The sequence below is a fragment of the Leeuwenhoekiella blandensis MED217 genome (assembly GCF_000152985.1).
GTDB lineage: Bacteria > Bacteroidota > Bacteroidia > Flavobacteriales > Flavobacteriaceae > Leeuwenhoekiella > Leeuwenhoekiella blandensis.
Genome location: NZ_CH672395.1, coordinates 2,531,408 through 2,558,014, shown reverse-complemented (window position 1 = coordinate 2,558,014; position 26,607 = coordinate 2,531,408). Strand labels below are relative to the sequence as shown.

Below are 26,607 nucleotides of genomic sequence, written 5' to 3'. Positions count from 1 at the left end.
AATTTAAGAATGCTCTCTAAATTAAAGGTAAATACGCGGCTTTAAGATATTTTAAGAGTAATTAAGATATTTTTAACGCTTAAACGTGAAGAGGACGCTTCTTAAAATAATTCACCAAAAGAGCCACTACATAATTATAACTCTGCATTCCAGCAGGTTGATTATTTGCTTTTAGATAGCCACCGTAAAATTTGGCTAACAAAGGCTCTAATGGATTTTGATACGCCATCCAGAAGTCTCGCGACTGTCTGTAATTTGCGAGAATTCCCGGTTTTATTTTGGCAGAAAGCAGTTCGCCTGCGGCAGGATTTCTTTGATAAACATCACTAAGACAATAGCGCAAAGCAAATATATAGCCGGAATATTTGAAGTAAGGATCAGGATTATTTGTGGTTGCCATAACCGCAATAAAATTGGCTTCGTTTTCTTTTGCAAAACCCAATTGATGTGCTTCTTCGTGGCAGCTTACTAAAGGCCAGCGATGGGCCGGTAACAAACCATTTATTTGACCTTCTTGAGTTATCGGGTTGAGATAACCTCCAAATCCCATATAGCTCAGCGGATAACGGTAAAGCGAATTTTTAATGCTTTTGGGATGGTAGTCTAGTTTTGGGAAATTATCTTCTACAATTGCATAACCTTCAGGGGTTTTGTCAAAAATGTCTTGTAAATCTTGCTGAAAAACTACAGGCAACGTATCGTTTGGCTGAAGCCTTTCGTGCAGCATATTTGCTCTTTTAATTAGTCTTTGGGTGAGACTAATTACCTCTTCTGTGGTGTATTGGTTTTCAATACCAAGCGCTTGATGCAGTGGTAATCTATAGTAATTTAATCCCCATAAAAAGTGGAAAGCAAAATAAACGATGTTAGCAAATAAAATACCTTGAGTTAAAAACGGAATAAAGGTTTTGAATTTATTTCTGAAGAGTTTAAAAACAGCGACCAGTAGATAAACAATCACTGCGGTATACATCAAATCTCCAAAAGAAAAAGGAATCCATCCAAATACATACCGAAATAATCTAGAGGTGTACTCGTAGATTCCGTTGCTGTAATACTGCTCGATAAATTCCGGATTGGAGGCAAGTAACTTGAGACCAATGATCTGAAGCACTAAAACACCAGAATAAATAAGAAGCTTTTTAATTTTCATCAGTATTTAATAGGCTTGAGATTCTGCGACTACTTCTTCGTTGGTTATGCTTAAATGCTGGGGTAATTTATTGTCTTTAGGTAAAACGGCTAGATATCGATCAAAATTTGAGGTATAAACCAATTTGAAATTCGGTTTGATCTTGATGTCCAGTTTAGTAATGATTTCGTTGATGAATTCTTGATGATGAATCAAGTCATTACTTCCCAAGTGAAAAATCCCAAAACGGTTTCGGTTGATGATAAAATGAATTTGCTGCGCCAGTTTACGATCAGTAGTCGTATTCATAATCAAATGCGGAAAAACTTCAACTTGCTCTTGCAGTAAAATAGCATTTTTTATGGCGCGCACGCGAGGTGAGTTCATCCCAAAAACCATCGGTAACCTGATGATCGCATATTGCTCTTCTGGCAGGTAATTGAGAAAAAAATTCTCGCAGCGTATTTTAAGCTTTCCATATTTGCTTTCTGATAAAGTTTTATCATACTCGTAGCTGGGATAGTTTACAAAAGCATCAAAAACATTAGCCGAAGAGAGGTAGATCACATAGATACCGGTACGCTGCGCATAATCGCAAAGATCTTCGTGCGCTTCTACTTGTCCTTCAAAATCACCACGCAAAGCCGAAATAACGACAGTTGGCCGCACTTGATTCAATATTTCGTAAATGCTGTCTCGAGAAACATCAAAATGAATAAAATGTTGATTGTCTGAGTAAATTCGGCCTGTATGATAGGTGCCATAGGTGTCATAGTACCTGTGTAATTCTTTATACAAGGCACCGCCCAGGAAGCCGCTGGCTCCCAAAATCAATATTTTGTGTGTATTTTGAATGAGCGTTCACGTTTTAATTATGGTCTCTGCATGTGCCACAGCGACCTAATTAGTGTTTTATGCTTTATAAAAAGGTAGTTTTACAACTTTAGCCGGGATGCTTTTATTGCGTACTTTGATAAAAATTTCGGTATCTGGTTTAGCCAAATCAGTTTTGACATAGCCTAGACCAATTCCTTTGGATAGGGAAGGAGACATTGTTCCCGAAGTTACCACGCCAATTACATTATCATCTGCATCTACGATCTCATAGTCCTTACGAGGAATACCACGCGTTGTAAGTTCAAATCCTACTAATTTACGCTCGGGACCGTTTTCTTTTTGAGCTTTTAAGGCTTCAGCATTGACAAAATCTTTAGTGAATTTTGTGATCCATCCCAAACCAGCTTCAATGGGCGAAGTGGTATCGTCAATGTCGTTTCCATAAAGGCAATAGCCCATTTCCAGACGCAAAGTATCACGAGCAGCAAGACCAATTGGCTTAATTCCAAAATCTTTTCCGGCTTCAAAAACCTTAGCCCATAGTTGCTCTGCGTGATCGTTGTGGCAATAAATCTCAAAGCCACCACTGCCGGTATATCCAGTTGCGCTGATGATCACGTGATCGATACCTGCAAATGGAGCTACCTCAAAATTATAGAATTTGATCGCAGAAAGATCGGTCTTGGTAAGCGACTGCATGGCTTCAATTGCTTTTGGGCCCTGAATTGCTAAGAGCGAAAAATCATCAGAAATGTTCTTCAGCTCAACGCCAAATTCGTTATGACTACTAATCCATTCCCAATCTTTTTCAATATTTGAAGCGTTTACCACGAGCAAATATTCATTTTCGCGAATGCGATAAACAATAAGATCATCTACAATCCCGCCTTCGTTATTTGGTAAGCAATTGTACTGCGCACCGCCAACTTTAAGTTTTGATATATCGTTACTACATACTTTTTGAAGCAGCTCAAGGGCCTGCTCGCCAATGGCAAGAAATTCTCCCATATGCGAAACGTCAAAAACGCCAACGCCGTTACGTACGGTTTCGTGTTCGGCATTTACGCCTTCGTAAGAAACCGGCATATTGTATCCCGCAAACGGAACCATTTTAGCTCCTAAGCTTTCATGTATTTTGGTAAGTGCAGTAGATTTCATCTGTAAATTTTAAGAGCACAAATGTATCAAAACTACACTGAAAAGCGCAGCACCTAGCTTAACAAAAACGACTTAAATTCGTCGTAATTTTTAATAGGGATCGCGTGTTTTTCTTTGTCCATTACTGCTTTGATCTGCTCAGGAATTTCAATTTCTGCATCAATCACCGGATTTACAACCGGTAAAAACTTGACCGGATGTGCAGTTTCTAAGAAAATACCGTAGGCATCAGGATGATCTTTCAGGTAATGTTTCAAACCTAAATAACCAACGGCACCGTGCGGATCTGCGATATAACCGGTCTCTGCATAAATTTTTTGCATCGCTGCTTTGGTTTCCTCGTCAGAATATGAATAAGAGGACAATTTCTGCGAAAGGGCTTCCAGATCGTTGTTGAATAACTTCTGAATTCTAATAAAGTTTGAAGGATCACCAACATCCATCGCATTACTAATCGTAGCAACAGAAGGTTTTGGTTTGTATTCTCCTGTTTTTAAATATTCAGGAACGATGTCATTACTGTTTACTGAAGCTACAAAATGCTTTACGGGCATTCCTAATTTATGTGCAACCATTCCCGCGCAAATATTACCAAAGTTTCCGCTAGGAACAGAAAAAACCAATTCTTTACCTTTTGATTTGGCTTGTTTATACGCAAACAGGAAATAGAATAGTTGCGGCAGCCAGCGCGCAATATTTATAGAGTTGGCAGAAGTTAATTTGCGTTGCGAAGTAATTTCTTCATCAAGAAATGCTGTTTTCACCATGGCTTGGCAATCATCAAAAACACCATCAACTTCCAGTGCGGTAATATTGGCGCCCAAAGTAGTTAATTGTTTTTCTTGAATATCACTCACTTTGCCGGTTGGGTACAGAATCACAACATCAACACCTTCCACATTTAAAAAGCCACGAGCAACAGCACCGCCGGTATCGCCACTGGTAGCTACCAAAACCGTTACCGGCTCTTGTGTTTCTTTTTGTGCCGAAAAATAACCCAGGCAGCGTGCCATAAATCGAGCACCTACATCTTTAAACGCCATTGTAGGGCCGTGAAAAAGTTCTAGCGTTCCTATATTTTCTTCAACTTCTACAACAGGGAAATCGAAAGAAAGCACATCTGCGATAATATCTTTTAAGGCGGTATCAGGAATGACCCCATCAACAAATTGACGGATTGCAGTGAATGCGATTTCGTTATTTGACAGGTTTTCTATGTTGTCAAAAAACGACTGTGGAAGCGGTGTGATCGACTCGGGAAAATACAATCCTTTGTCGGGTGCAATTCCGCGTACAACAGCTTCTTCTAAACCTACCTCTGGCGCTTTACCATTTAAACTATAAAAGTTCATTTTCTTATAAATATTGAATGTGTATTCGTACGACATTCTTTTAAATCAACTAGGAAACTTTCCGAATCGCACGAATTAAACTGTTTAATTTTTTTCTAAAATTCTGTTTCCGTGTTTTGAGACCGGAGAAACATAGCTGTCGCTAAGCATATTCTTTTCTTTTAACGCTTTTTTCAATGCAAATTCAACTGCACCAGCATTTTGCAGACCTTTACTTAGCGTAAACATCGAAGGTCCAGAGCCGCTAATTCCAAAAGATAAACCTCCATTTTTAAGAGCCGTGTCTCTGTAATAATCAAAATCAGGGATCAAGTTTTTACGATAAGGTTCTACCAAAACATCTTGCGTACTCGTAGCGATCAAATCGTAATCTTTGGTGTATAGTCCGGCGATTAATCCTGCCAGATTTCCCGTCTGTTTGATCGCATTTTTAAGCGAAACTTCTTTAGGTAAAATCTCCCGAGCTTCTTTGGTTTTAATAGTTATATGCGGATGAATAATGGTCACATACAATTCTTCAGGAACCGGTACGGAAACAATCTTTAAAGGTTCGTAACCGGTAATTAATGTAAACCCACCATAAAGGCAAGGCGCAACATTATCAGCATGTTCATTGCCGCTGGCAACCGCTTCCCCTTTCATACCAAATTCGGTAAGTTCAAGATTTGATAACGGCTCCTCTAGAAATTGATTGATTCCAAAAACAATTCCTGAAGCACTTGCCGCGCTACTGCCCACACCGCTGCCCAGTCTTATTTTTTTATGAATTTCTACTTCAAAACCATAATCAAGATCTAAAGCTTCAACCATAGCCAAGCCGGCAACGCCCACCACATTTTCTTTCGCTTCGTACGGTAAATCGGCGCCGGTGATCTCGGTGATTTTGATTCCTTTTTCAGGAACTTTACGAATTACCATTTCATCACCCAAACCATCAAGAGCAAAACCTAAAACATCAAAACCGCAGTTTACGTTAGCAACGGTTGCCGGTGAAAAGACACGTATTTCTTTCATTTTTTCGGCTTAAAAAGTGGCTGTTCTTATGATGTCTGCAAACAATCCTGAAGCGGTAACATCACCACCTGCGCCTGCACCTTTGATCTGCATAGGTTGCGTAGGGTAGCGGTCTGTGAAGAACAGCACGATGTTATCTGAACCTTCAAGATTGTAGAACGGATGACCTTCAGGAATTTCTTGAAGTCCTACGCTTGCCTTGCCGTTATCGAGTTGAGCTACATACTTCAAACGACAGTTTTTAGCTTCGGCTTGAGCGACGAGCTTTTCAAAATGTTCGGCATCTTCTTTAAGTGTTTCAAAGAAGTGCGGAACGTCAGAACTATTCAAGTTGTTTTCCGTTAAGAAAGGTTCGTTCTCAATATCTTCTAAGTTGATTTTGAGTCCGCTTTCACGTGCCAGGATTAAAATCTTACGGGCAACATCTACACCGCTCAAATCAATTCTTGGATCAGGCTCAGTAAAACCTTCAGCTTTTGCTGCTTGTACCACATCGTGGAAACTATCTCCGGATTTGAAATTATTGAATACAAAATTCAAACTTCCGGATAAAACCGCCTGAATGCGATTTACACGATCGCCTGAAGCAATAAGGTTGTTTAAGGTGTCAATTATAGGCAGTCCTGCTCCTACATTGGTTTCAAACAATAAGGGTGCATTATAAGCTTTACTTAAGCGCTTCAGTTCGCTATAATTTTTGAAATCAGAAGCTGCAGCGATCTTGTTACAAGCCACAACGGCAACACTTTGTTTTAAATATTTACCGTACATATCGGCAACATCAGCATTAGCGGTAATATCTACAAAGATGCTGTTACGTTGATTGAGCTCTACTACGTGATCTAGAAAACCATCCAATGTCGCAGGTTCTCCTGCATCTAAGAGTGTACTCCAGTTTTGTAAATCGATCCCGTTTTCATCAACAAGCATTTTGCGAGAATTACTCAATCCCAGCACACGCATATTGATGTTGAGCTGTTTCTTAAGATACTCTTGCTGTTGCTGAATTTGGTTCAGTAGTTTTTCACCTACATTTCCAACTCCTGTAATGAATAAGTTCAATTGCTTGCGTTGTGCTTCAAAGAAACGCTCGTGAAGACTGTTTAAGGCCTTTTTAACGTCTTTTTGAGCGATCACTGCAGAAATATTCTTCTCACTCGCTCCTTGAGCAATAGCGCGAATGTTTACGTTGTTTTTACCAAGCGTACTGAACATTTTACCGCTTATTCCCTGATGGCTTTTCATTTGATCGCCTACAAGCGCAATGATGCTCAAACCGATCTCGATCGTTAACGGATCGATTTTGTTCAGTGAAATTTCATATTCAAACTCTTCGTCAATGGCATTTTTAGCTTTTCCTGCATCTTCTTCCATCACACCTAAGCAAATGCTGTGTTCGCTAGAAGCCTGCGTGATCAAAATGATGTTGATTCCCTGGTTGCTTAAGGTTTCAAACAAACGCTTACTGATGCCCGGAATTCCAACCATACCGCCGCCTTCAAGAGTAAGTAGCGCCACATTATTGATGTTGCTCAAGCCTTTGATAGGATTATCGCTAAGACCTTCTTGATTATGAATAAGTGTTCCCGGGTCTTCAGGTTGCAAGGTGTTTTTAATGCGTATCGGGATGTTTTTACTCATTACCGGAACGATCGTAGGCGGATATAGAACTTTAGCTCCAAAATGTGAAAGCTCCATTGCTTCGTGATACGAAATGCTGTCAATAGGTTTTGCCTGCTTCACCATTTTTGGGTTAGCCGTGTACATACCGCTCACATCGGTATAGATCTCAACTTGATCTACATCAAGTGCAGCAGCAACAATAGCTGCTGTAAAGTCAGAACCGCCGCGACCTAAAGTAGTGGTTTCGCCTTGCGCTGTACTTGCGATAAAACCAGGCAATACGGTAATCTTTTGTTTTGCTTTGGTGAAATAATATTCCACCTGACTGTTGGTTACTTTATAATTTACTCCGGCTTTGGTGTGTTTATCATTTGTAGTAATCAGATCTCGACTGTCCTTACGCACGGCATCCAGACCTTGAGCATACATTGCCCGAGCAATGATCGAAGAAGATAAAATTTCGCCGTAGGCTAATAATTTATCTACTGTTTTAGGAGAAAGTTCATTTATGAGGTAAATGCCTTGTAAAAGCGATTCAAGATTGCCTAAAAGATTTTTTATCTCGTCTAAAGCTTCTTTGCTGTCGGGAATTAATGTTCGGGTGAACTCGATGTGTTTTGCTTCAATATCTTTAAAAGCAGTATTGTAATCTTCTTTATTGCTGGCATCTGTTCCTGCTTGCATCAATAAATCTGTGATGCCTCCTAATGCCGAAACGACAACGGCTATCTTTTGATCTTGAGCACCGTTCTTAACGATGTTGATGACTTGGTTTATGTTTGCGACGCTTCCTACTGAAGTACCGCCAAATTTTAAAACACGCATGGCTTTAGTGTTTGAAATGAGTTTTTATAAAAATAAGTTGATTTTCGTGTAAACACGAGAAGTACCGGAAGTTATATGTTAATAGAATACCCCAAAGGGGTAATAATAATGAAAGCGATCGCAATACCTATGGTAGCGATTGTAGGGATAAGAATGTTGTTAATTGCTTTCATGTGTTATTAACTGTTGCAGTCAAAAGTATTATTTTTACGCATAAGCACAAGCTGAAACTTTGATTTTTGAGGATTTTTCAAGGAATACTTTTTTAACAGAGAAATCACTAATTAAATAGAAATCAAAGGCTTTTCCTTACGGATATTCTAAACCTGAATTAATTCCCAATGAAAATATTAAGTAAAGACCAAGTTTATCAAGCCGATAAAGCGACCGAGAACGCAGAAAATATTCCTTCTTACAATTTAATGGAACGTGCAGGAGGTTATGCATTTCAATATATGCACCAGCGGTTACAAGGGCAGCCTGTACCGGTTAAAATCTTCTGTGGAATAGGGAATAACGGTGGAGATGGTCTGGTGATCGCAAGATATTTTGTTGAGCATCAATATCCTGTTGATGTGTATGTGGTGAATTATAGCGATAACCGAAGCAAAGATTTTCTTCTGGCCTTAGACGAACTTAAAAAAGTGACGCGCAAATGGCCTCAGGTTTTAAAATCTGAAGAAGATCTCCCAGAATTAAGCCGGGAGGATTTGATTGTCGATTGCATTTTTGGGATCGGGATCAACAGGCCTGCGCCAGACTGGGTACAAACTCTTTTTGTAGCCATTAATAAAAGTGGTGCATATACTGTTTCTATCGATGTGCCCTCTGGGATGGGTATAGATCTGACTATTAAAGATTCGGCGATAGTGACGCCTACGATCGTGCTTACTTTTCAAACCCCGAAACTGGCGTTCTTTCTTCCGGAAAGTGGAAAGTATATCAATAATTGGACAGTCCTAGATATCGGACTAGATCGTGATTTTTTGAATTCGGTTGAGACACAGGCACAGCTTATCGATAAGGCTGAAGCACAACAAATGTATAAACCCAGAACTAAATTCAGTCATAAAGGAACTTATGGTCACGCCTTGATGATTGCGGGAAGTTATGGTAAAATGGGGGCTGCAATCTTAAGTTGTAAAGGTGCTTTGAGCGCAGGAGCCGGCTTGGTTACAGCCTATACCACTCAGCAAGGTGTGCCTATTTTACAATCAAGTTTGCCAGAAGTTATGGTGATGGTTGATGATTTTATGGGGAATGTACTCGAGGAGATTGAATTTGATTTGAAACCTACCGTAATTGGGATAGGGCCTGGAATAGGGACTTCGCAAAAAACTCAAAATGCTTTAGGGGAATTTTTGGAAGATAATGAAGTACCCCTTGTGCTTGATGCAGATGCACTCAATATACTTTCAAAGAATAAGCAGTTTTTAGATTACTTACCGAAATATTCTGTATTAACGCCACATCCAAAAGAGTTAGAACGACTGATTGGTGCCTGGGAAGATGATTTTGATAAATTGAAAAAAGCCGAAGCATTCAGTAAAAAGTACACGTGTGTTTTAGTGCTTAAAGATGCGCATACCATCACGGTTTTTGACGGCAAATATTATGTGAATAATACCGGTAATCCCGGACTTGCAACAGGTGGAAGTGGAGATGTTTTAACAGGAATAATCACCGGATTGATAGCGCAAAATTATGATCCGCTAACGGCTGCTATTTTTGGAGTTTACCTTCACGGGAAGGCTGCAGATATTGCGATTAACCATACTGCTTATGAAGGTTTAACGGCGAGTATGATCACCGAATTTCTAGGTCAAGCTTATCTTGATCTATTTGCCAAGCCGGAAAAGGAGTAGTGATCTATTTTTTAAACAGAAAGCCTAAACCAAACCTTGAAAGCATTTTCTTTTCAAACTGATAGAAGAATGCATACTGCCCAAAGATCCAGGCGATGATAATCAGCAAGACCTGGTAAATTGGGAATATGATGAGGATGCGTAACGGCCAATAGATCCATCCTGAAATAGTCTCGCTCCCTAAGCCTATTGCTTGCATTACGGGGCTTGAAATTCTGCCGGCAGTAGAACCGGTAATCGCAAAGACGATAAACACCGCGATGAATTCCCAGCGGTTTTCTAAAAGCCATCTGTTTTTAAGCTTTTTAAAGCAGAATAAACTCAATTGGATTATTGCATAGGTTAGTACTAAGCTGAGAACCGTCAAGTAGATTTTTTGAGTAATCCCGGGATCTAAAAAGAAATCCAGCCTACGGGCGATGAGGAAGCCACATCCTAAAGAAAGTAAAATTCCCAGAGCAGGAAATATAAGTTGCCAGTTATGGGTGATTTCCCAGTTTGCTTTGAATTTTTTCACGCACCAAATATACTATTTAGAATTAAGATAAATAAACTAATTCTAGATGCGTGTAGGAACACTAAAACGTTGCTTATACTTTCGGGTGAAATACACAAAGTAATAATAAAGTTTGTAGTTTACTTCATAACCATAATCTACAGAACTGTTGTAATCGATTTGTTGTGGATACAGGTTAGGATCAAATCGGAAAGGTTGCAATACGCGTTGATTATATTCCGGTACAATGAATCGATTCTTGTTCTCAAGATAGTTTTGAGAGTAATATCCTTCTGGCCTTGCTATTGAATTTAAAAATGCGTTGTAACCGGGTTCTATAATGATGATCTCGTATTCGAGACTGTCATTAGCAATGCGCACGGTATCATTAGCAGTTGCTTCAGGATTAGCATCTGTAATGGGTTTATTATTTTGTGTTGAAGCGCAACCGTAAACTAGAACAAGTGCCAAAACAACGTAGAAGAAATTTTTCATAAGATCTTTTCTTTTAAAGCTACAAAACTCAAGCCATATAAATTGATCAAATTTTTAGGGTTTAAAATCAACAAGCCGCTTGATGGAAGCGGCTTGTTAGTTTACTACGGGATAATATGTTTATTTTCCGAAAAGCCCGCCTAGCATTCCGCCGATACCTCCACCTTGTTTTTTGTTTGATCCTAAAACCATATCAGCAACATCGTCAAGAACGCTTCCGTCACCATCTGAATCGATTAGAGATTCTATCAAACTTTGGTTTTCTTTTGGTTGGCCACCAAGCATGCTCCCTAGAATTCCGGTAAGACCATCTTGATCTTGAACATTGTTTTCTTTGGTTTGTTTCCCAATAATACCAAGTAGAATAGGCGCAGCGATCTTCAGAATTTGGGCAATGGTTCCTGCATCTAAACCTGTTTTGGCGCTTAGTGTATTTTCAACAACGGGTTGTTTTCCGCCAAGTACGTGACTTAAAATACCAGCGCCATCTTGCATTACATCTTGATCTACGCTACCACCGCCTAAAATACTACCTATATTGTCAAGGATACTTCCATCGTGCTTTCCGCTTAAGGCGTTCATAAGTCCGGAAGCACCATCTTTAGAGGAAACATTTTTTTTCATTGCACCTAAAAGCAGTGGCATTGCCATACTCAATACATCTGCGGTTTTACTTTCTGAAGCTCCTGTTTGTGCGCTCGCGCCACTAATTAATTGTTTTCCTAGGTCACTATTTAATAAATCTAATAAGCCTGCCATGATTTTTTGGTTTTTGTTATGATATAAAGTTAAGCACAGTTGCATTATTCTCTGCTTATTGCACATAAAAAAAGCCGAATAAAATTCGGCTTTTTGTTTTTGGGGAGTTGAAAATTAACCTTTTAAGATCGAAGCAATTTGATCTGCAAGTTCAACACCTATACGATCCTGGGCTTCATTAGTCGCTGCACCAATGTGCGGAGATAATGAAATTTTAGGATGCATTAAAATTTTGATTTCCGGCTTTGGTTCGCTTTCAAAAACATCAAGAGCAGCAAAAGCAAGTTTACCGGCATCTAGTGCTTCAATAAGTGCAAGCTCATCAACTACTCCGCCACGCGCTGCATTAACAAGAGCAGCACCGTCTTTCATTTTTTCAATTTCGGCTTTACCAATAACATATTCTTTTTGAGCAGGAACGTGTAATGTGATAAAGTCGGCTTCTGCAAGAACTTCTTCTTTCGGTTTGCTTTCGAATTTGAAAGAAACTTCCTGACCGTCAAAAAAGTCAACTTTTACTTCGGCTTTTTCCATGTAAGGATCAGAATAGATCACTTTCATTCCGGCACCCAAGGCCACTTTTGCAGTAGCCTGACCGATACGGCCAAAACCAATAACTCCTAAAGTTTTTCCGCGAAGCTCAACACCTTTTGCGTATGCTTTTTTAAGTGCGCCGAATTTTTCTTCACCTTCTAAAGGCATATTGCGGTTAGCATCGTACAAGAAACGAACGCCACCGTAAAGATGTGCAAACACAAGCTCTGCAACAGATGCAGAAGATGCAGCCGGTGTATTGATCACGCTCAGGCCTTTATCCTTGGCATATTGTACGTCAATATTATCCATACCTACACCGCCACGTCCTATAAGTTTAAGGTCTGGACACGCATCGATAAGATCTTGGCGAACTTTTGTAGCGCTACGTACTAGAAGCGCGTCTACGTTGTTTTCATTAATATAATTTACGAGCTGCTCTTGAGCAACTTTGGTAGTAATAACTTCAAAACCGGCAGCTTCAAGAGCGTCTACTCCAGTTTGAGAAATACCATCATTTGCTAAAACTTTCATGTTTTAATTTTTGATTTATTGATTGGTTTGTTAGGCTTTACGCTCAAGTTCGCTCATCACGTCAACAAGAACGCCTACACTGTTAAGTGGCAAAGCATTATACATAGATGCACGATACCCACCAACGCTTCGGTGCCCGTTAAGGCCATTGATACCAGCTTCTTTAAGCATCGTATCAAAGGTTTCTTTAAGATTGTCTTCTGCAAGATTAAAGGTAGCATTCATAATAGAACGATCTTCTTTTGCTGCATATCCTTTAAACAGTGGGTTGAGGTCGATCTCAGAGTAAAGCAAGGTTGCTTTTTTCTCATTTTCTTCTGCAGCTTTTGCAATACCGCCATTTTCTTTCAACCATCTAAGGGTAAGCATTGAGGTGTATACTGCAAATACAGGAGGCGTGTTGAACATACTTCCTTTTGAAATGTGCGTAGCATAACTCAACATACTTGGGATCTGGCGTGTTACTTTGCCTAAAATATCTTCTTTGATCACAACAAGTGTCGTACCTGCAGGCCCCATATTTTTTTGAGCTCCTGCATAAATTAGATCAAATTTTGAGAAGTCGATTTCTCGAGAAAAAATATCACTACTCATATCTGCAACTAATGGCACATCTGTAGTAGGGAACTCTTTGATTTGAGTACCAAAGATGGTATTGTTTGTTGTAAGATGTAAATAATCAAGGTCTGAAGGTACTTCAAAACCTTTTGGGATATAGTTGTAGTTTTTGTCTTTTGAACTTGCAACGTCAACCACTTCACCAAAGATCTTTGCCTCTTTGATCGCTTTGTCACTCCAAGTACCTGTATTGATATATCCTGCTTTATTTTCTAGTAGATTGTATGCGGTCATTACAAACTGCATACTTGCACCACCTTGTAAGAATAATGCTTTATAACCTTTGCCTTCAAGACCCATTAATTCAAGAACAAGCTCGCGAGCCTCTTCCATAACATCTACAAAGTCTTTGCTTCTATGCGAAATTTCTAAAATAGAAAGATCAAGATTGTTGAAATTTAAAACGGCTTCAGAGGCTTGTTTGAATACTTCCTGAGGAAGAATACATGGCCCTGCACTGAAATTATGTTTTTTCATTGGATTGAATATTTGGTCTCTTTTTGTTTGGTTTTATTGGCGCCGCCAAAAGGCTTTAATACCCTAGGCTTGCTTTAATATTGAAAATTTATTCCTTAAGAATACTTCGTGAACTTGCCCTGAAGTATTCCGTTGGAAAATTACGGCTTTTCAAACAGAATACATAAGATTCCACCTTATATATGTGCAAGCAATTGCGTGCTTAAAAAGACATGCAAAGATGCTTAAAACACTTTCAAAGTAGTTTGATAAATCAATAAATAATTGACGAATTTCTCTTATAATTTTAATAAAAATGCAACGGTATCAACACCATCTGCATAATCATAAAGTTTTGGTTTTTGAGCTTGCCCAAATGCAACCTCATTGGGATCAAAATTTTGAGCCACAACACACTGAATTTGATCTGCTTGTGAGCTTAGTGTTTCCTTAAGTGAATCTATGCTTTTATAGTACTCATAAAAGACTACAGAAATAGGAGAGGAGAAGTTTTTATCTTCTTTTAAAACCATAAAGTTGTTGTCAAGAACAGGGAAAAGACTCATAAGATAAACCGCTTTGTTGTAATCGTAATTGTTGGCGTATTTGTGGTGATTGATCACGTTTTGATGCGCATACATTGCATTGAAAAAAGCATCAAAGTCGTAGCCTTGTGGCACATAGATCTTTGAAACACTACGGCATCCCATCCCAAAATAGTTGAAAATATCGCTCCCTAAGGCTTCAAGTTGTTCAGCAGTTTCATTTCCTGTAAGTATGGCTACGGCATTACGGTTTTTGCGGATGATACTTGGTTTGTCTTTAAAGTAGTATTCAAAATAGCGTGCGGTGTTGTTGCTTCCGGTTGCGATAACGGCATCAAATTGGGGCAATTTTTCCTGAGTGAATTCAATTTTTGATTCAAAAGAAGGTTCTAGTTTAATCAATACTTTGGCTAGAAAAGGCATTAGTAATTTATCATCACTAGATAATTTTGCGATAAGGTGATGCCCGGAAAGTAAAACGCTTAAAAAGTCATGAAAGCCTACCAAAGGCAGATTACCTGCCATAATCACTGCTACTCTTTTTGAAGTTGTATTTGAAGCAGCATAAGCCGCAAACCAATGGGTAAGAGTTTCTTTTGTGAGCATTTGAGACCAACTCTGTAATGCCATTTTGATATATTCTGGAGTGAACCAGGCGTTTTGACGGTGCGAAGTTTCAATAACCGCAGTGAATTCTTCGGTTAATGTTTTAAAATCTTGTAACGCCAAATCGCTTTTTGGAGCGTCAGACAAATAATCCTTTAAAAATTCACCGAGGTTTGAGAATGCAGTAATTCTTTGGTTTAAATCCATAAATGGTTTGGTAGAGTTAGGCCGAGACCTTAATTTTGCGTTTCAATATTTAAGAGAAAATCAGTGTATTTTTCGCCCTGTTTTCTCATTAATTTCTACTAATTTAGTAGGGTTTAAAAATGTGTTGTCCACGAGGGCAAAATTAAGGATTAGAAAACGATTATACTATGGCAATTATAATAACTGATGAATGCATTAACTGTGGGGCTTGTGAGCCAGAATGTCCTAACACCGCGATTTATGAAGGTGCAGATGACTGGCGTTATGCAGATGGGACAGACCTTGAAGGGAAAGTAGTGCTTCCTAACGGGAAAGAGGTTGATGCAGAAGAAACTCAAGAGCCTATAAGTGATGAGGTATATTACATCGCTCCTGATAAATGTACAGAATGTATGGGCTTTCACGAAGAGCCACAATGTGCTGCGGTTTGTCCCGTAGATTGCTGTGTGCCTGATGAAGATAACGTAGAAACGGAAGAAGAACTTCTAGGCAAACAGGCATTTATGCATCATAATTAAGCAAAGGCTTCTATATAATTAATGAAAAGTCCGGTTAATAAACCGGACTTTTTTATGCCTTGGAGTTATGGGTTGATTGACTTAGCGTATTGATTTTTAATCGTTTGAATTGGTCTTGTGCTGTAAAAAACTATAGTAGTATAACGGGAGTAAAACAATTGCTCTTGATTATCAAGTAAAGCTGTAAAGTTTTAGATAAGCTTCCTATATTTGCGCCTCAAAATTTTGAAACCATGAAAGCAGGTATTGTAGGATTGCCTAACGTAGGAAAATCAACTCTTTTTAATTGTTTATCAAATGCAAAAGCGCAGAGTGCAAACTTTCCGTTTTGTACTATCGAACCTAATGTTGGGGTAGTTAATGTTCCAGACCCTCGTTTGTCAAAATTAGAAGAGCTGGTAAAGCCAGAGCGTGTGATTCCTGCTACTGTTGATATTGTTGATATTGCAGGGCTTGTAAAAGGAGCAAGTAAAGGAGAAGGATTAGGAAATCAATTCTTAGGAAACATTAGAGAAACCGATGCTATTCTTCACGTTTTACGTTGTTTTGACAATGATAATATTGTTCACGTTGATGGTAGCGTAGATCCTATTCGCGACAAAGAAACTATAGATATAGAGCTTCAGCTTAAGGATCTTGAAACCGTTGAAAAGAAACTTGAAAAAGTAAAGAAAGCTTCTCGCACCGGGAACAAAGACGCTCAGAAAGAAGAGTCAGTTTTAATTCAGATTAAAGAAGCTTTAGAGCAAGGAAAATCTGTACGAGCTGTTGAATTTTCTGAAGAAGACTATGCAGAATTTGTTAAGCCGCTTCAGTTCATTACCGATAAACCGGTGATGTATGTGTGTAATGTAGATGAGGGTGCAGCTGTAGACGGAAATGCTTACGTAGAAAAAGTACGTGAGGCAGTAAAGGAGGAAAACGCAGAAGTGCTTGTACTTGCCGTAGGTACCGAAGCAGATATCAACGAATTGGACGACTACGAAGAGCGCCAGATGTTTTTACAAGATATAGGTCTTGAGGAGCCGGGTTCTTCAAAATTGATCCGTACGGCATACAAGTTATTGAATCAACAAACCTATTTTACAGCAGGTAAAAAAGAGGTGCGCGCGTGGACGACTAAAATTGGTTCGACAGCGCCTCAAGCAGCCGGAGTTATTCATACCGACTTTGAAAAAGGCTTCATTAGAGCAGAGGTAATCGCTTATGAAGATTATGTTGCTTACGGAAGTGAAACCAAAGTAAAAGAAGCCGGTAAAATGGGTGTTGAGGGAAAAAATTACATTGTTAAAGACGGAGACATTATGCACTTCTTATTTAATGTGTAACTCTTCCAGAAAATCAAGTATAAAAAAGCCACTTATTTAAGTGGCTTTTTTATGCTTTAAAATTGTCCCGTCCTGAAATAAGTTGACACAAATTCGACTTATTTATGAAAGACTCAGAAGGAGCTGAGAAGAAACGCACTCAGCGTGATTACAATTTAGGCTTTAAATTGGCGGTTGTATCTCAGGTAGAAAAGGGCGAAATGACTTATAAGCAAGCCCAAAAAGCATATGGTATTCAAGGAAGGAGTACTGTTTTGGTTTGGTTACGCAAACACGGTAACTTAGACTGGAGTAAACCAAAGACAAGACTTACCTGTAACACAATGAAAGAAACACCTGCTCAAAAGATCAAGAGGCTTGAAAAAGAGCTATCAGATGAGAAGCTTAAAAATAAGATTCTCAACACGATGATCGACATCTCAGATCAGCAATACGGAACTTCTATTCGAAAAAAGCATTTGCCCAATCAATCCAACGAATCCGGCAAGAACACCGACTAAGCCTGTCACGTTGTTGCAGATTGTTTGGGATAAGCAGACAGGCTGTCTATCAATCAGAAAAGCGAGAACAGATAAGAGCTGATGAACTTGCTTTAATCAAACCGCTGATTTTAAGGGTCCGCCGGCAAATGCCAAGGCTAGGCACTCGTAAACTGTATTATTTACTCAAGGTTGAGTTTCAAAAGATGGGAGTTAAAATAGGCAGAGATGCCCTATTTGACTATCTCAGGTCAGAATCAATGCTTATAAAACAAAAAAAGAATTACACAAGAACAACAGATTCTAGGCATTGGCTAAAAAAACACCCCAACCTGATGAAAGATGTTACGCCCGTAAGACCAGAGCAATACTTTGTAAGCGATATTACTTACATCAAGAGTAGAGAAAGAACTCACTATCTTTCCTTGGTGACAGACGCTTTTAGCAGAAAAATAATGGGCTACCACCTAAGTGATGATATGAGTGCAGAAAATGTAGTTAAAGCAATGAAAATGGCTAATAAAAGTAGAACCACATCAAGCGAGGTAATACACCATTCTGACAGAGGCTTGCAATATTGCTCCTCGTTATATCAAACTCAATTGAAGCGATCAAATGCATTACCATCAATGACAGATGGGTATGACTGCTATCAAAATGCGTTAGCAGAACGAATTAACGGGATATTGAAGGAAGAGTTCTTCATAAACAAATGCAATACAGGTAAAGAACTCAGACTGTTGATTCAGCAGTCAATAAAAACATATAACAATGAAAGACCACATCTAAGCCTTAACTACAAAACACCTAATTTTATACACAACAAAAAATCCGGTGAAGCTAGCTTCACCGGATTGATTTAAACTTTTAAAAACTGTCAACCTATTTTAGGACGACTCAATTACACAGAAACTTCTTCTTCCAGCAGCTGAATATTACTTTGAATACGCTGCTTCACCAGATTCATCATCCGTTTATTTAATGCTGAAGAATTCTGTATATAGGTCTGATATTCTTCAACCGTAAATTGGCCAATAACCATTCCCTTGAGGCTGTTCCTAAATTTGATGTCTTTCTGAATCGCATTTGCGATGTATTCCATTCTTCGGTCTATATTTAAAGTGTAGAATACATTTTTATGCTTTTTGATGTAATTGCGAAAGGCTTCTACCAGAAGATCGTTTTGAAGTTTTACAACCGGACGCAAGGTTCCGTTTTGAAACTGCTCATCAGCACTCATCGTGTCGTCAACTCGAGCTGATAAAATTTCTGGTCTTAATTGGAGTAATTGGGCATCTCTAGAATTCATAGCGTGAAGTTTTCTAAAATTACAATTATAAAATGCACTTCAAACCTGAGAAGTAAAGAGTTGTAAACGACTTATAAACAGCTACACAGTTAAAGTGCTCTTAATCGCGCTATGCTTTGTGTTCTGCTTCTTAACTTTAGGTCACTAATGAAAAGTCCCCATGATTAAATCTATAAATCCCTACACAAAAGAACATGTTTTTCAAAATAAACAACTTACCAAGGCAGAGGCGGTTGAAGCTATAGAAGTTGCCTACGAGCGTTTTTTGTCTTGGAGAAAAACCACTTTTGCAGAGCGCGCTTCGTTAATGCGGGCTGCAGCAGACGAACTCAAAACAAACAAAGAGGATTATGCAACCACCATCACGTTAGAGATGGGAAAGCCTATCAAACAAGCTGTAGCTGAAGTGGAGAAATGTGCGTGGGTTTGTGAATACTACGCGCAAAATGCACAAACGCAATTAGCTCCTAAGACGATCACAACAGATGCTACCGAAAGTTATGTGAGTTACGAGCCACTCGGAGTCGTTCTGGCAGTAATGCCGTGGAATTATCCTTTTTGGCAAGTATTTCGCTTTGCAGCTCCGGCTTTAATGGCGGGTAATGTCGCCCTTTTAAAACATGCAAGCAATGTAATGGAAAGTGCTATGAATATTCAGCGGGTTTTTGAGCGTGCTGGTTTTCCTAAAAGCTGTTTTACCAATTTGCCTTTGCGCAGTGATAAAATTGAGGGAATCATAAAAAATCCTCGCGTTAAAGCTGTTACGCTTACCGGAAGCAAGCCTGCCGGAAGTGCTGTTGCAGCTACAGCCGGAAGCGAGATCAAAAAATCTGTATTGGAATTAGGCGGAAGCAATGCACTTGTGGTTTTTGAAGATTGTAATATGGATGAAACCATAAAAACAGCGGTTCAGGCACGTTTTCAAAATACAGGACAGAGCTGCATCGCCGGAAAGCGTTTGCTGCTTCATAAAGATATTGCCGAAGAATTTACACAAAAATTTGTGGCTAAGGTCAAAGAATTGCAAAGCGGTGATCCCATGGATGAGAATACGTTTATTGGTGTAATGGCGCGAGAAGATCTTGCTGAAGAGCTAGAAGAACAATTAAAATCGAGTGTAAGGCAAGGCGCCAAAATTTTAACCGGAGGAACCCGCAAGAAAGCTTACTTCGAACCTACGGTGGTCACTAATGTTACGACCAAAATGGCTTTGTTTAAAGAGGAAACCTTTGGTCCTGTGATTGGAATTACCACGTTTAAAAATGAAGACGAAGCTATTCATCTGGCAAATTACACTGATTTTGGACTTGGAGTTTCTGTGTTTACCGAAGATAAAGAGCGTGCGCGAAAACTTGTTCCGTTGTTTGACGATGGGGCGGTGTTTATCAACGAGCTCGTTAAAAGCGACCCCAGATTGCCTTTTGGCGGAACTAAAATTTCTGGATATGGCCGCGAATTATCAGAAGATGGTATCAAAGAGTTTGTAAATAAAAAGACGGTTTATTTTAATACCTATTAAATAGGATTGGTTCAAAAAGAGGATAATTGTAACTTACCCAAAAAACCTTCAAACAGCCTTATACATGCCCAAAGTAACTATTAGACGCGTAACCAAAAGCGATACTGATTTTATTCTGAATCTTTTGCCTAGCCTTACAGATCCTGAATTGCCGCACTGGCGTGATCCTGAGGTAATGCTTGATATTGATCAACGTATTTTAAAGGCCGAAATTGAAGATGGTAATAAGGATAATGCGATTTTTATTGCCGAAGATGATGAAGACAAAACACAGCTTGGGTTTATCTTTTTAGAAATAGGCACCGACTATTACCATCGGGAACCTCACGGCCATATCGCCGATATCATCGTAGCGCCTGAAGCAAGGGGAAGAGGTATAGGTAAAATGTTGATGCAAAAAGCAGAAGAATGGACTAAAGACTGTGGTTACAGTTTATTAACGCTTAATGTTTTTGATGATAACAAAAAGGCCCGAAAGCTTTATCAATCTTTGGGTTTTACTCCAGATCTTACTAAATACGGGAAAATATTATAGTAGAAAAGCGACCTAATCAGGTCGCTTTTTAATTGTTGAAATTAAAGCTATGTTTCGTTTGCTTTACACCAGCTTGTTATTAAGAGCTCTTCAGCTTCTTCATAAAATCTACAATGTGAGGTCTTAAATCTTCAAATAAAGGATGCTTTTTATTGCGAAGCATAACTTCGGTAAATAATTTAAGTCCGAGTGCAAATTCTGTTGATTCTTCTTCTGAGTTAAAAAGTTTTTTTGACTTTACTTTTTCGACGATTTCAAAAAGTTCGTCGTGGTTTGAGAATTCTAATTCAAGTGTATTATCATCACGCTTTTCTTCTTTTAAAACGCTTAGCTGTTCTAAACTCAGTTTGTAGTGATTTCCTTTTTTTACTGTGGTTGCCATTGCTTTCAGGGTTTACCATTTTTGATGAACAAGCGGTTTTATTTTTTCAGTATAAACCGCATTCATTTTTTCAATTTCTTCTGAAGTTAAATCGGGTCGCTCATAAAGAGAAAGGTTTGACATCAAATGCTCAACCTTAGAAGCCCCGGGAATAATAGTGCTTACTTCCGGATGCTGTAAAATCCATTGAAGCGCTACGGGAGCAAGATTTTCTACCTGAGGGAATATACCTTTCAATTGATCTACGGCTTGAAGCCCGGTTTCAAAATCAATTCCGCTGAAGGTTTCTCCTTTATCAAAGGCTTCTCCGTTTCGGTTAAAGTTGCGATGATCTTCTTTGTCAAATGAGGAGTTCTGATCAAACTTACCTGTGAGTAGTCCACTGGCCAAAGGAACCCTTACAATAATTCCGATATCATTTTTTTCCGCTTCGCGAAAGAATAATTGGGCAGGACGTTGTCTAAATACATTAAAAATGATCTGTACCGTAGTGACATTTTCATATTGCATCGCTTTCAAGCCTTCTTCTACTTTTTCAACGCTCACGCCAAGGTTAGCAATTTTTCCTTCTTGTTTAAGATCTTCAAAAAGTCTGAAAATTTCCGGACGATAAAACGTTTCGGTTGGCGGACAATGCAATTGAATTAAATCTAAACGCTCTAAACCGGTGTTTTTCAGGCTGGCTTCAACGTAAGTACGCAAAGCTTTTACAGTATAGCCTGCATCAACGTGTGGGGTGATTTGTCTACCACATTTTGTGGCGACATAAACCTCTTCAGATCTGCTGCGTACCACGCGGCCTACTGCAGCTTCACTTAGTCCATTCTCATAAACATCTGCAGTATCAATAAAATTGATGCCTTGATCTATTGCGGTATTGATGATGTGTTCTGCTGTGTTATCGTCAAAACCTGAACCCCATTTGCCGCCCACTTGCCAAGTTCCGAGAGAAATTTCAGAGATATTGAGATTTGTTTTGCCTAATCTTCTATAGTTCATAAAAAATTGTTTGAAAATTTTCATTAAAAGTACAAAACCACCTGTTTTCCTATAATAGAATGATCATAAACCCTTGCCAAAATATGGTATTTTTAAAAATGCCTATAATCCCAATATTTTAGCCGGGTTTCTAATGCTGCCCCATTAAGAATAAATAGCTTTACCATAATGAAAACAGCAATTCGTGTACGTTCTATTATTGTCATTAACGGTAGTTGATGCGGAACGTCATATTTAAATAATAGACCTTCCGTTAAACTGGAAGGTTTTTTTTTGAATAGCATTTAAAACATGCAGAATTTCAACTATTGAACATAGTAGTATTTTTAGTTTAAAAAACTGAAAATCAACAATTTAAAATCTTTTTGAGAATTTTTGGTATATCCAAAGCTTTTTGGGAAAAGAATTGATAAAAAATGGGAATAATTAATTTCGAATTAGAATTATAACAATGGAATTAAATAAATACAGTAAAACTGTAACTCAAGACCCAACATTGCCTGCGGCTCAAGCAATGCTGCACGCAATAGGTTTAACCGATGAAGATCTCAAGAAACCATTAATTGGTATCGCAAGTACTGGTTATGAGGGGAATCCTTGTAATATGCACCTTAATGATTTGGCAACCTACGTCAAGAAAGGTGCGTCTAATGCAGATTTAGTCGGACTTATTTTCAATACGATCGGTGTAAGTGATGGTATTTCTAACGGAACTCCGGGAATGCGTTTCTCGCTGCCGTCACGTGATATCATCGCTGATTCTATGGAAACCGTGGTTCAAGCAATGAGTTATGACGGTCTGGTTACAGTTGTGGGCTGTGATAAAAATATGCCGGGGGCATTAATTGCGCAATTGCGATTAAATCGCCCGTCAATTTTAGTTTATGGAGGAACGATCGCTTCCGGATGCCATAACGGAAAAAAACTAGATATCATTTCTGCTTTTGAGGCTTATGGTCAAAAAGTTGCAGGAACTATTGATGATAATGAGTTTAAAGAAGTAGTACACAAAGCGTGTCCGGGTGCCGGTGCTTGTGGTGGTATGTATACTGCAAATACTATGGCTTCTGCTATTGAAGCTTTAGGAATGTCATTGCCTTTTAACTCATCGAACCCTGCAGTTACTGATGCTAATATTAAAGAGCAGGAATGTATTAAAGCAGGTGAGGCTTTAAAATATTTATTAGAGCAGGATATTAAACCTTCAGATATTGTAACAAAAGAGTCGCTCGAGAATGCGATTCGCTTGGTGACTGTTTTGGGAGGTTCTACCAACGCAGTATTGCACTTTTTAGCAATAGCTAAAGCAGCTCAGGTAGATTTTACGCTAGAAGATTTTCAGCGCCTGAGTGATAATACACCGTTGTTAGCAGATCTTAAACCTTCAGGTAAATATTCTATGGAAGATTTACACGGTGTTGGCGGAATTCCGGGAGTATTAAAATATATGCTTGATAACGGTATGCTTCACGGGGATTGTTTAACCGTTACCGGAAAAACTTTAGCTGAAAACCTAAAAGATGTTCCCAATCTTATAGATGGTCAGGATATTATTAGACCGTTGAATAAGCCAATTAAAGATAGTGGCCATATCCGTATACTATTCGGGAACTTGGCTACTGAAGGAGCTGTAGCAAAGATTACCGGTAAGGAAGGGCTTTCGTTTACAGGAACTGCCAATGTATTCAACAGCGAATTAGAGGTAAACGAAGGAATTAAATCAGGAAAAGTTAAAAAAGGTGACGTAGTGATCATTCGCTATGAAGGACCTAAAGGTGGTCCCGGAATGCCAGAAATGCTTAAGCCTACCTCTTCAATTATGGGAGCCGGTTTAGGTAAAGACGTTGCTTTGATTACTGACGGAAGATTCTCTGGTGGATCGCACGGATTTGTGGTGGGGCACGTTTCTCCCGAAGCACAAGTGGGTGGAAATATCGCACTTGTAGAAAATGGAGATGTCATTTCTATTGATGCCGTAAAGAATACCATCAACATCGATATTACCGATGAAGAATTGGCAAAACGAAGAGAAAAATGGACAGCTCCGGAACTTAGATTCCAACGCGGAGCGTTATATAAATATGCGAAAACAGTCTCGTCAGCTTCTAAAGGTTGTGTGACAGACGAAATGTAGAAGGGTATGGATAATACACAAACAATCAAATTGCAAGACACTGCAGTAGAAGCTACGCAGCGTTTAACGGGAAAAGAAGCTATTATAAAATGCTTGCTTGCCGAAGGTGTAGACACACTTTATGGCTATCCCGGAGGGGCGATTATGCCCGTTTATGACGAGTTGTATAAATATCAAGACAAGCTTCATCACGTCTTGACCCGTCACGAGCAAGGTGCTACGCACGCCGCTCAAGGCTACGCCCGTGTAAGCGGAAGAGTAGGCGTCGCTATCGCTACATCGGGACCTGGTGCAACTAACCTTATTACCGGGATCGCTGATGCACAAATAGACTCTACGCCGATGGTTTGTATTACCGGGCAGGTGGCTTCGCATTTATTAGGTAGTGATGCGTTTCAAGAGACTGATATCATCGGTATTTCTACTCCGGTTACTAAATGGAATTATCAGATCACTAAAGCTTCTGAAATTCCGGAGGTGATGGCTAAGGCTTTTTACATCGCAAAAAGTGGTCGTCCGGGACCTGTGCTTATCGATATTACAAAAGATGCACAGTTTGAAGAGTTTGATTTTGCATATAAAAAATGTACAGCAGTACGTAGCTATAAGCCGATCCCAAAACTAAATCCTGAAGCGTTGCAAGCTGCAGCTGAAGCAATCAATAATGCTAAAAAGCCAATGATCGTTTGGGGGCAAGGTGTTATTTTGGGTAAAGCAGAAGAAGAGTTTAAGGCAGTAGTTGAAAAATCTGGAGTACCTGCAGCCTGGACCATACTTGGAGTTTCAGCGATTCCTACAGATCACCCTTTAAACGTAGGTATGGTTGGGATGCACGGAAATTATGCACCTAACTTAATGACTAACGAGTGTGATGTATTGATTGCTATCGGGATGCGTTTTGACGATCGTGTTACCGGTAATTTAAATACCTACGCAAAGCAGGCAAAAGTGATTCATTTTGAAATTGATCCTGCTGAGGTGAATAAGAATGTAGAAGCTGATATTGCTGTTCTAGGAAACAGTAAAGAAACGCTGGCAGCATTACTTCCGCTTTTAAAAGAGAATACGCATACCGAATGGCATAATCGTTTTAAAGAACTGTATCAGGTAGAATTTGACAAGATCATTAAAGACGATATCACTCCTGAAAAAGAAGGTCTGACGATGGGCGAAGTCCTTGAAGGAATCAATAAAGTTTCAAAAGGAGATGCCGTGATCGTTTCGGACGTTGGTCAACATCAAATGATCGCTTGTCGTTATGCCAAGTTTAACCAGTCAAAAAGCAATGTGACTTCGGGAGGATTAGGTACGATGGGATTTGCACTTCCGGCAGCGATTGGAGCAAAAATGGGAGCGCCAGAGCGTCCTGTAGTTGCGATCATTGGCGATGGTGGTTATCAAATGACCATTCAAGAATTGGGAACCATTTTTCAGACTAAAGTTCCTGTAAAGATCGTGGTGTTGAATAATGATTTCCTCGGAATGGTGCGCCAGTGGCAACAGTTGTTCTTTGACCGTCGTTATGCTTCAACCGAATTGATCAACCCGGATTTTGTGGCTATTGCAAAAGGGTACTATATAGATGCAAAGCGCGTTTCAAAACGTGAAGACCTTGCAGGGGCTATCGAAGAAATGCTAGCTTCAGAAGGGCCTTACTTCTTGGAAGTTACTGTAGAAAAAGAAGATAACGTATTCCCGATGATCCCAACAGGAGCATCAGTTTCAGATATTAGACTTGAGTAGTTATGAGCGAAACAAAAACATATACCGTTTCTATATATACCGAAAATAACATCGGTTTGCTTAACCGTATTTCGGCGATATTTCAGCGTAGAAAAATAAATATCGAGAGTTTAAACACTTCGATTTCAGAGATAGAAGGCGTGTCGCGATTTACTATTGTGATCAACCTTACCGAAGAACGTATGAAAAAGATCATCGGTCAGCTGGAGAAGCAGGTTGAGGTGATCAAAGCGTATTATCACACCGATGAAGAGACCATCTTTTTAGAGACTTGTCTGTTTAAAATCAAATCAGACTTGTTGTTTGAAGAGCGCCAAATTCAGAATATCATAAAAGAAAGTAGTGCACGTATCGTAACCGTGAACAAAGAGTTCTTTGTTTTGGAGAAAGCCGGTCGCCGTAGTGAGATCGAACTTTTATACCGCGAATTAAGCGCTTTCGGAATTATGCAATTTGTACGTTCCGGAAGAATTTCGGTAACTAAAGACGAAATGAAAATCTCTAAAATGCTGGCAGAATTTGCCGAGTAAACTATCGCGCATAGGCTAGGGAAGAAACCCTTTAGCAGCGCAATTAAAATTAACTAATCAATATCATTAAAAATA

At 39.2% G+C, this 26,607-nt stretch carries 24 protein-coding genes; 9 read left to right on the top strand and 15 right to left on the bottom strand.

Annotation, left to right across the window (positions count from 1 at the left end):
* Positions 1 to 79: 79 nt before the first annotated feature.
* From MED217_RS11035 to thrA, 6 genes are all read right to left on the bottom strand, one after another.
* Positions 80 to 1,153, bottom strand: a complete 1,074-nt coding sequence (locus MED217_RS11035) for a DUF3810 domain-containing protein (RefSeq protein ID WP_009780602.1) — start codon at positions 1,151 to 1,153, stop codon at positions 80 to 82.
* A gap of 6 nt (positions 1,154 to 1,159) precedes the next feature.
* Positions 1,160 to 1,966 carry a sugar nucleotide-binding protein gene (locus MED217_RS11030; protein ID WP_009780601.1) on the bottom strand — a complete coding sequence of 269 codons (807 nt, stop codon included), beginning with the start codon at positions 1,964 to 1,966 and terminating at the stop codon, positions 1,160 to 1,162.
* A gap of 78 nt (positions 1,967 to 2,044) precedes the next feature.
* Positions 2,045 to 3,127 carry a glycine cleavage system aminomethyltransferase GcvT gene (gene gcvT, locus MED217_RS11025; RefSeq protein ID WP_009780600.1) on the bottom strand — a complete coding sequence of 361 codons (1,083 nt, stop codon included), beginning with the start codon at positions 3,125 to 3,127 and terminating at the stop codon, positions 2,045 to 2,047.
* Positions 3,128 to 3,180: 53 nt separating this feature from the next.
* Positions 3,181 to 4,479, bottom strand: a complete 1,299-nt coding sequence (gene thrC, locus MED217_RS11020) for a threonine synthase (protein WP_009780599.1) — start codon at positions 4,477 to 4,479, stop codon at positions 3,181 to 3,183.
* 84 nt (positions 4,480 to 4,563) lie between these two features.
* Positions 4,564 to 5,493: a homoserine kinase gene (locus MED217_RS11015; protein WP_009780598.1), complete on the bottom strand. Its 930-nt coding sequence runs from the start codon at positions 5,491 to 5,493 to the stop codon at positions 4,564 to 4,566.
* A gap of 9 nt (positions 5,494 to 5,502) precedes the next feature.
* A complete protein-coding gene (gene thrA, locus MED217_RS11010) occupies positions 5,503 to 7,941 on the bottom strand; it encodes a bifunctional aspartate kinase/homoserine dehydrogenase I (protein ID WP_009780597.1) in 2,439 nt (812 codons plus the stop codon).
* 341 nt (positions 7,942 to 8,282) lie between these two features.
* Here thrA and MED217_RS11005 point away from each other — a divergent pair, with 341 nt between their 5' ends.
* Complete coding sequence (locus tag MED217_RS11005) at positions 8,283 to 9,806, top strand: bifunctional ADP-dependent NAD(P)H-hydrate dehydratase/NAD(P)H-hydrate epimerase (protein ID WP_009780596.1); 1,524 nt, start codon at positions 8,283 to 8,285, stop codon at positions 9,804 to 9,806.
* A gap of 4 nt (positions 9,807 to 9,810) precedes the next feature.
* Here the strand turns inward: MED217_RS11005 and MED217_RS11000 are convergent, their stop codons facing one another.
* The 6 genes from MED217_RS11000 to MED217_RS10975 form a co-directional block, all read right to left on the bottom strand.
* Entirely contained in the window at positions 9,811 to 10,323 is a 513-nt protein-coding gene (locus MED217_RS11000; protein ID WP_009780595.1) for a DUF6787 family protein, read from the bottom strand.
* 42 nt (positions 10,324 to 10,365) lie between these two features.
* Positions 10,366 to 10,797 (bottom strand): DUF6146 family protein, encoded by a 432-nt coding sequence (locus MED217_RS10995; protein ID WP_009780594.1) that lies wholly within the window; start codon positions 10,795 to 10,797, stop codon positions 10,366 to 10,368.
* Positions 10,798 to 10,917: 120 nt separating this feature from the next.
* On the bottom strand, positions 10,918 to 11,556 hold the full coding sequence (locus tag MED217_RS10990; RefSeq protein ID WP_009780593.1) for a DUF937 domain-containing protein: 639 nt from the start codon (positions 11,554 to 11,556) through the stop codon (positions 10,918 to 10,920).
* A gap of 114 nt (positions 11,557 to 11,670) precedes the next feature.
* A complete protein-coding gene (locus tag MED217_RS10985) occupies positions 11,671 to 12,624 on the bottom strand; it encodes a D-2-hydroxyacid dehydrogenase (RefSeq protein WP_009780592.1) in 954 nt (317 codons plus the stop codon).
* A gap of 30 nt (positions 12,625 to 12,654) precedes the next feature.
* The gene (serC, locus tag MED217_RS10980) at positions 12,655 to 13,719 is read right to left on the bottom strand and encodes a 3-phosphoserine/phosphohydroxythreonine transaminase (RefSeq protein WP_009780591.1); all 1,065 of its coding nucleotides are present in this window, start codon (positions 13,717 to 13,719) and stop codon (positions 12,655 to 12,657) included.
* Between the two features lie 278 nt (positions 13,720 to 13,997).
* Positions 13,998 to 15,056 carry an acyl-CoA reductase gene (locus MED217_RS10975; protein ID WP_009780590.1) on the bottom strand — a complete coding sequence of 353 codons (1,059 nt, stop codon included), beginning with the start codon at positions 15,054 to 15,056 and terminating at the stop codon, positions 13,998 to 14,000.
* Between the two features lie 167 nt (positions 15,057 to 15,223).
* Between MED217_RS10975 and MED217_RS10970 the strand changes: the two genes are divergently transcribed.
* From MED217_RS10970 to MED217_RS10955, 3 genes are all read left to right on the top strand, one after another.
* Positions 15,224 to 15,574, top strand: coding sequence for a 4Fe-4S dicluster domain-containing protein (locus tag MED217_RS10970; protein ID WP_009780589.1), 351 nt, complete (start codon positions 15,224 to 15,226; stop codon positions 15,572 to 15,574).
* Between the two features lie 233 nt (positions 15,575 to 15,807).
* A complete protein-coding gene (gene ychF / locus MED217_RS10965) occupies positions 15,808 to 16,902 on the top strand; it encodes a redox-regulated ATPase YchF (RefSeq protein WP_009780588.1) in 1,095 nt (364 codons plus the stop codon).
* A gap of 104 nt (positions 16,903 to 17,006) precedes the next feature.
* Positions 17,007 to 18,244, top strand: a protein-coding gene (locus tag MED217_RS10955) for an IS3 family transposase (RefSeq protein WP_230199236.1) whose coding sequence is annotated in 2 segments (ribosomal slippage) — positions 17,007 to 17,349 and positions 17,349 to 18,244 — 1,239 coding nt in all. Because the reading frame shifts where the segments join, the coding sequence is not laid out codon by codon here.
* A gap of 38 nt (positions 18,245 to 18,282) precedes the next feature.
* Here MED217_RS10955 and MED217_RS10950 read toward each other — a convergent pair.
* Entirely contained in the window at positions 18,283 to 18,690 is a 408-nt protein-coding gene (locus MED217_RS10950; RefSeq protein ID WP_009780587.1) for a hypothetical protein, read from the bottom strand.
* Between the two features lie 160 nt (positions 18,691 to 18,850).
* Between MED217_RS10950 and MED217_RS10945 the strand changes: the two genes are divergently transcribed.
* Entirely contained in the window at positions 18,851 to 20,209 is a 1,359-nt protein-coding gene (locus MED217_RS10945; protein WP_009780586.1) for an NAD-dependent succinate-semialdehyde dehydrogenase, read from the top strand.
* Positions 20,210 to 20,273: 64 nt separating this feature from the next.
* On the top strand, positions 20,274 to 20,744 hold the full coding sequence (locus tag MED217_RS10940; protein WP_009780585.1) for a GNAT family N-acetyltransferase: 471 nt from the start codon (positions 20,274 to 20,276) through the stop codon (positions 20,742 to 20,744).
* Between the two features lie 79 nt (positions 20,745 to 20,823).
* On the opposite strand, the gene MED217_RS10935 is transcribed toward MED217_RS10940, so the two are convergent.
* Positions 20,824 to 21,126 carry a DUF3861 domain-containing protein gene (locus tag MED217_RS10935; protein WP_009780584.1) on the bottom strand — a complete coding sequence of 101 codons (303 nt, stop codon included), beginning with the start codon at positions 21,124 to 21,126 and terminating at the stop codon, positions 20,824 to 20,826.
* Between the two features lie 12 nt (positions 21,127 to 21,138).
* On the bottom strand, positions 21,139 to 22,125 hold the full coding sequence (locus tag MED217_RS10930) for an aldo/keto reductase (RefSeq protein WP_040532763.1): 987 nt from the start codon (positions 22,123 to 22,125) through the stop codon (positions 21,139 to 21,141).
* Between the two features lie 451 nt (positions 22,126 to 22,576).
* On the opposite strand from MED217_RS10930, the gene ilvD reads away from it, so the two are divergent.
* Genes ilvD through ilvN form a run of 3 tightly spaced genes read left to right on the top strand, consistent with a single transcriptional unit; the run spans position 22,577 to position 26,532 of the window.
* A complete protein-coding gene (gene ilvD / locus MED217_RS10920; RefSeq protein ID WP_009780581.1) occupies positions 22,577 to 24,259 on the top strand; it encodes a dihydroxy-acid dehydratase in 1,683 nt (560 codons plus the stop codon).
* Between the two features lie 6 nt (positions 24,260 to 24,265).
* Positions 24,266 to 26,002: a biosynthetic-type acetolactate synthase large subunit gene (ilvB, locus tag MED217_RS10915; RefSeq protein WP_009780580.1), complete on the top strand. Its 1,737-nt coding sequence runs from the start codon at positions 24,266 to 24,268 to the stop codon at positions 26,000 to 26,002.
* Positions 26,003 to 26,004: 2 nt separating this feature from the next.
* Positions 26,005 to 26,532, top strand: a complete 528-nt coding sequence (gene ilvN / locus MED217_RS10910) for an acetolactate synthase small subunit (RefSeq protein ID WP_009780579.1) — start codon at positions 26,005 to 26,007, stop codon at positions 26,530 to 26,532.
* The last annotated feature ends 75 nt before the right edge of the window (positions 26,533 to 26,607 follow it).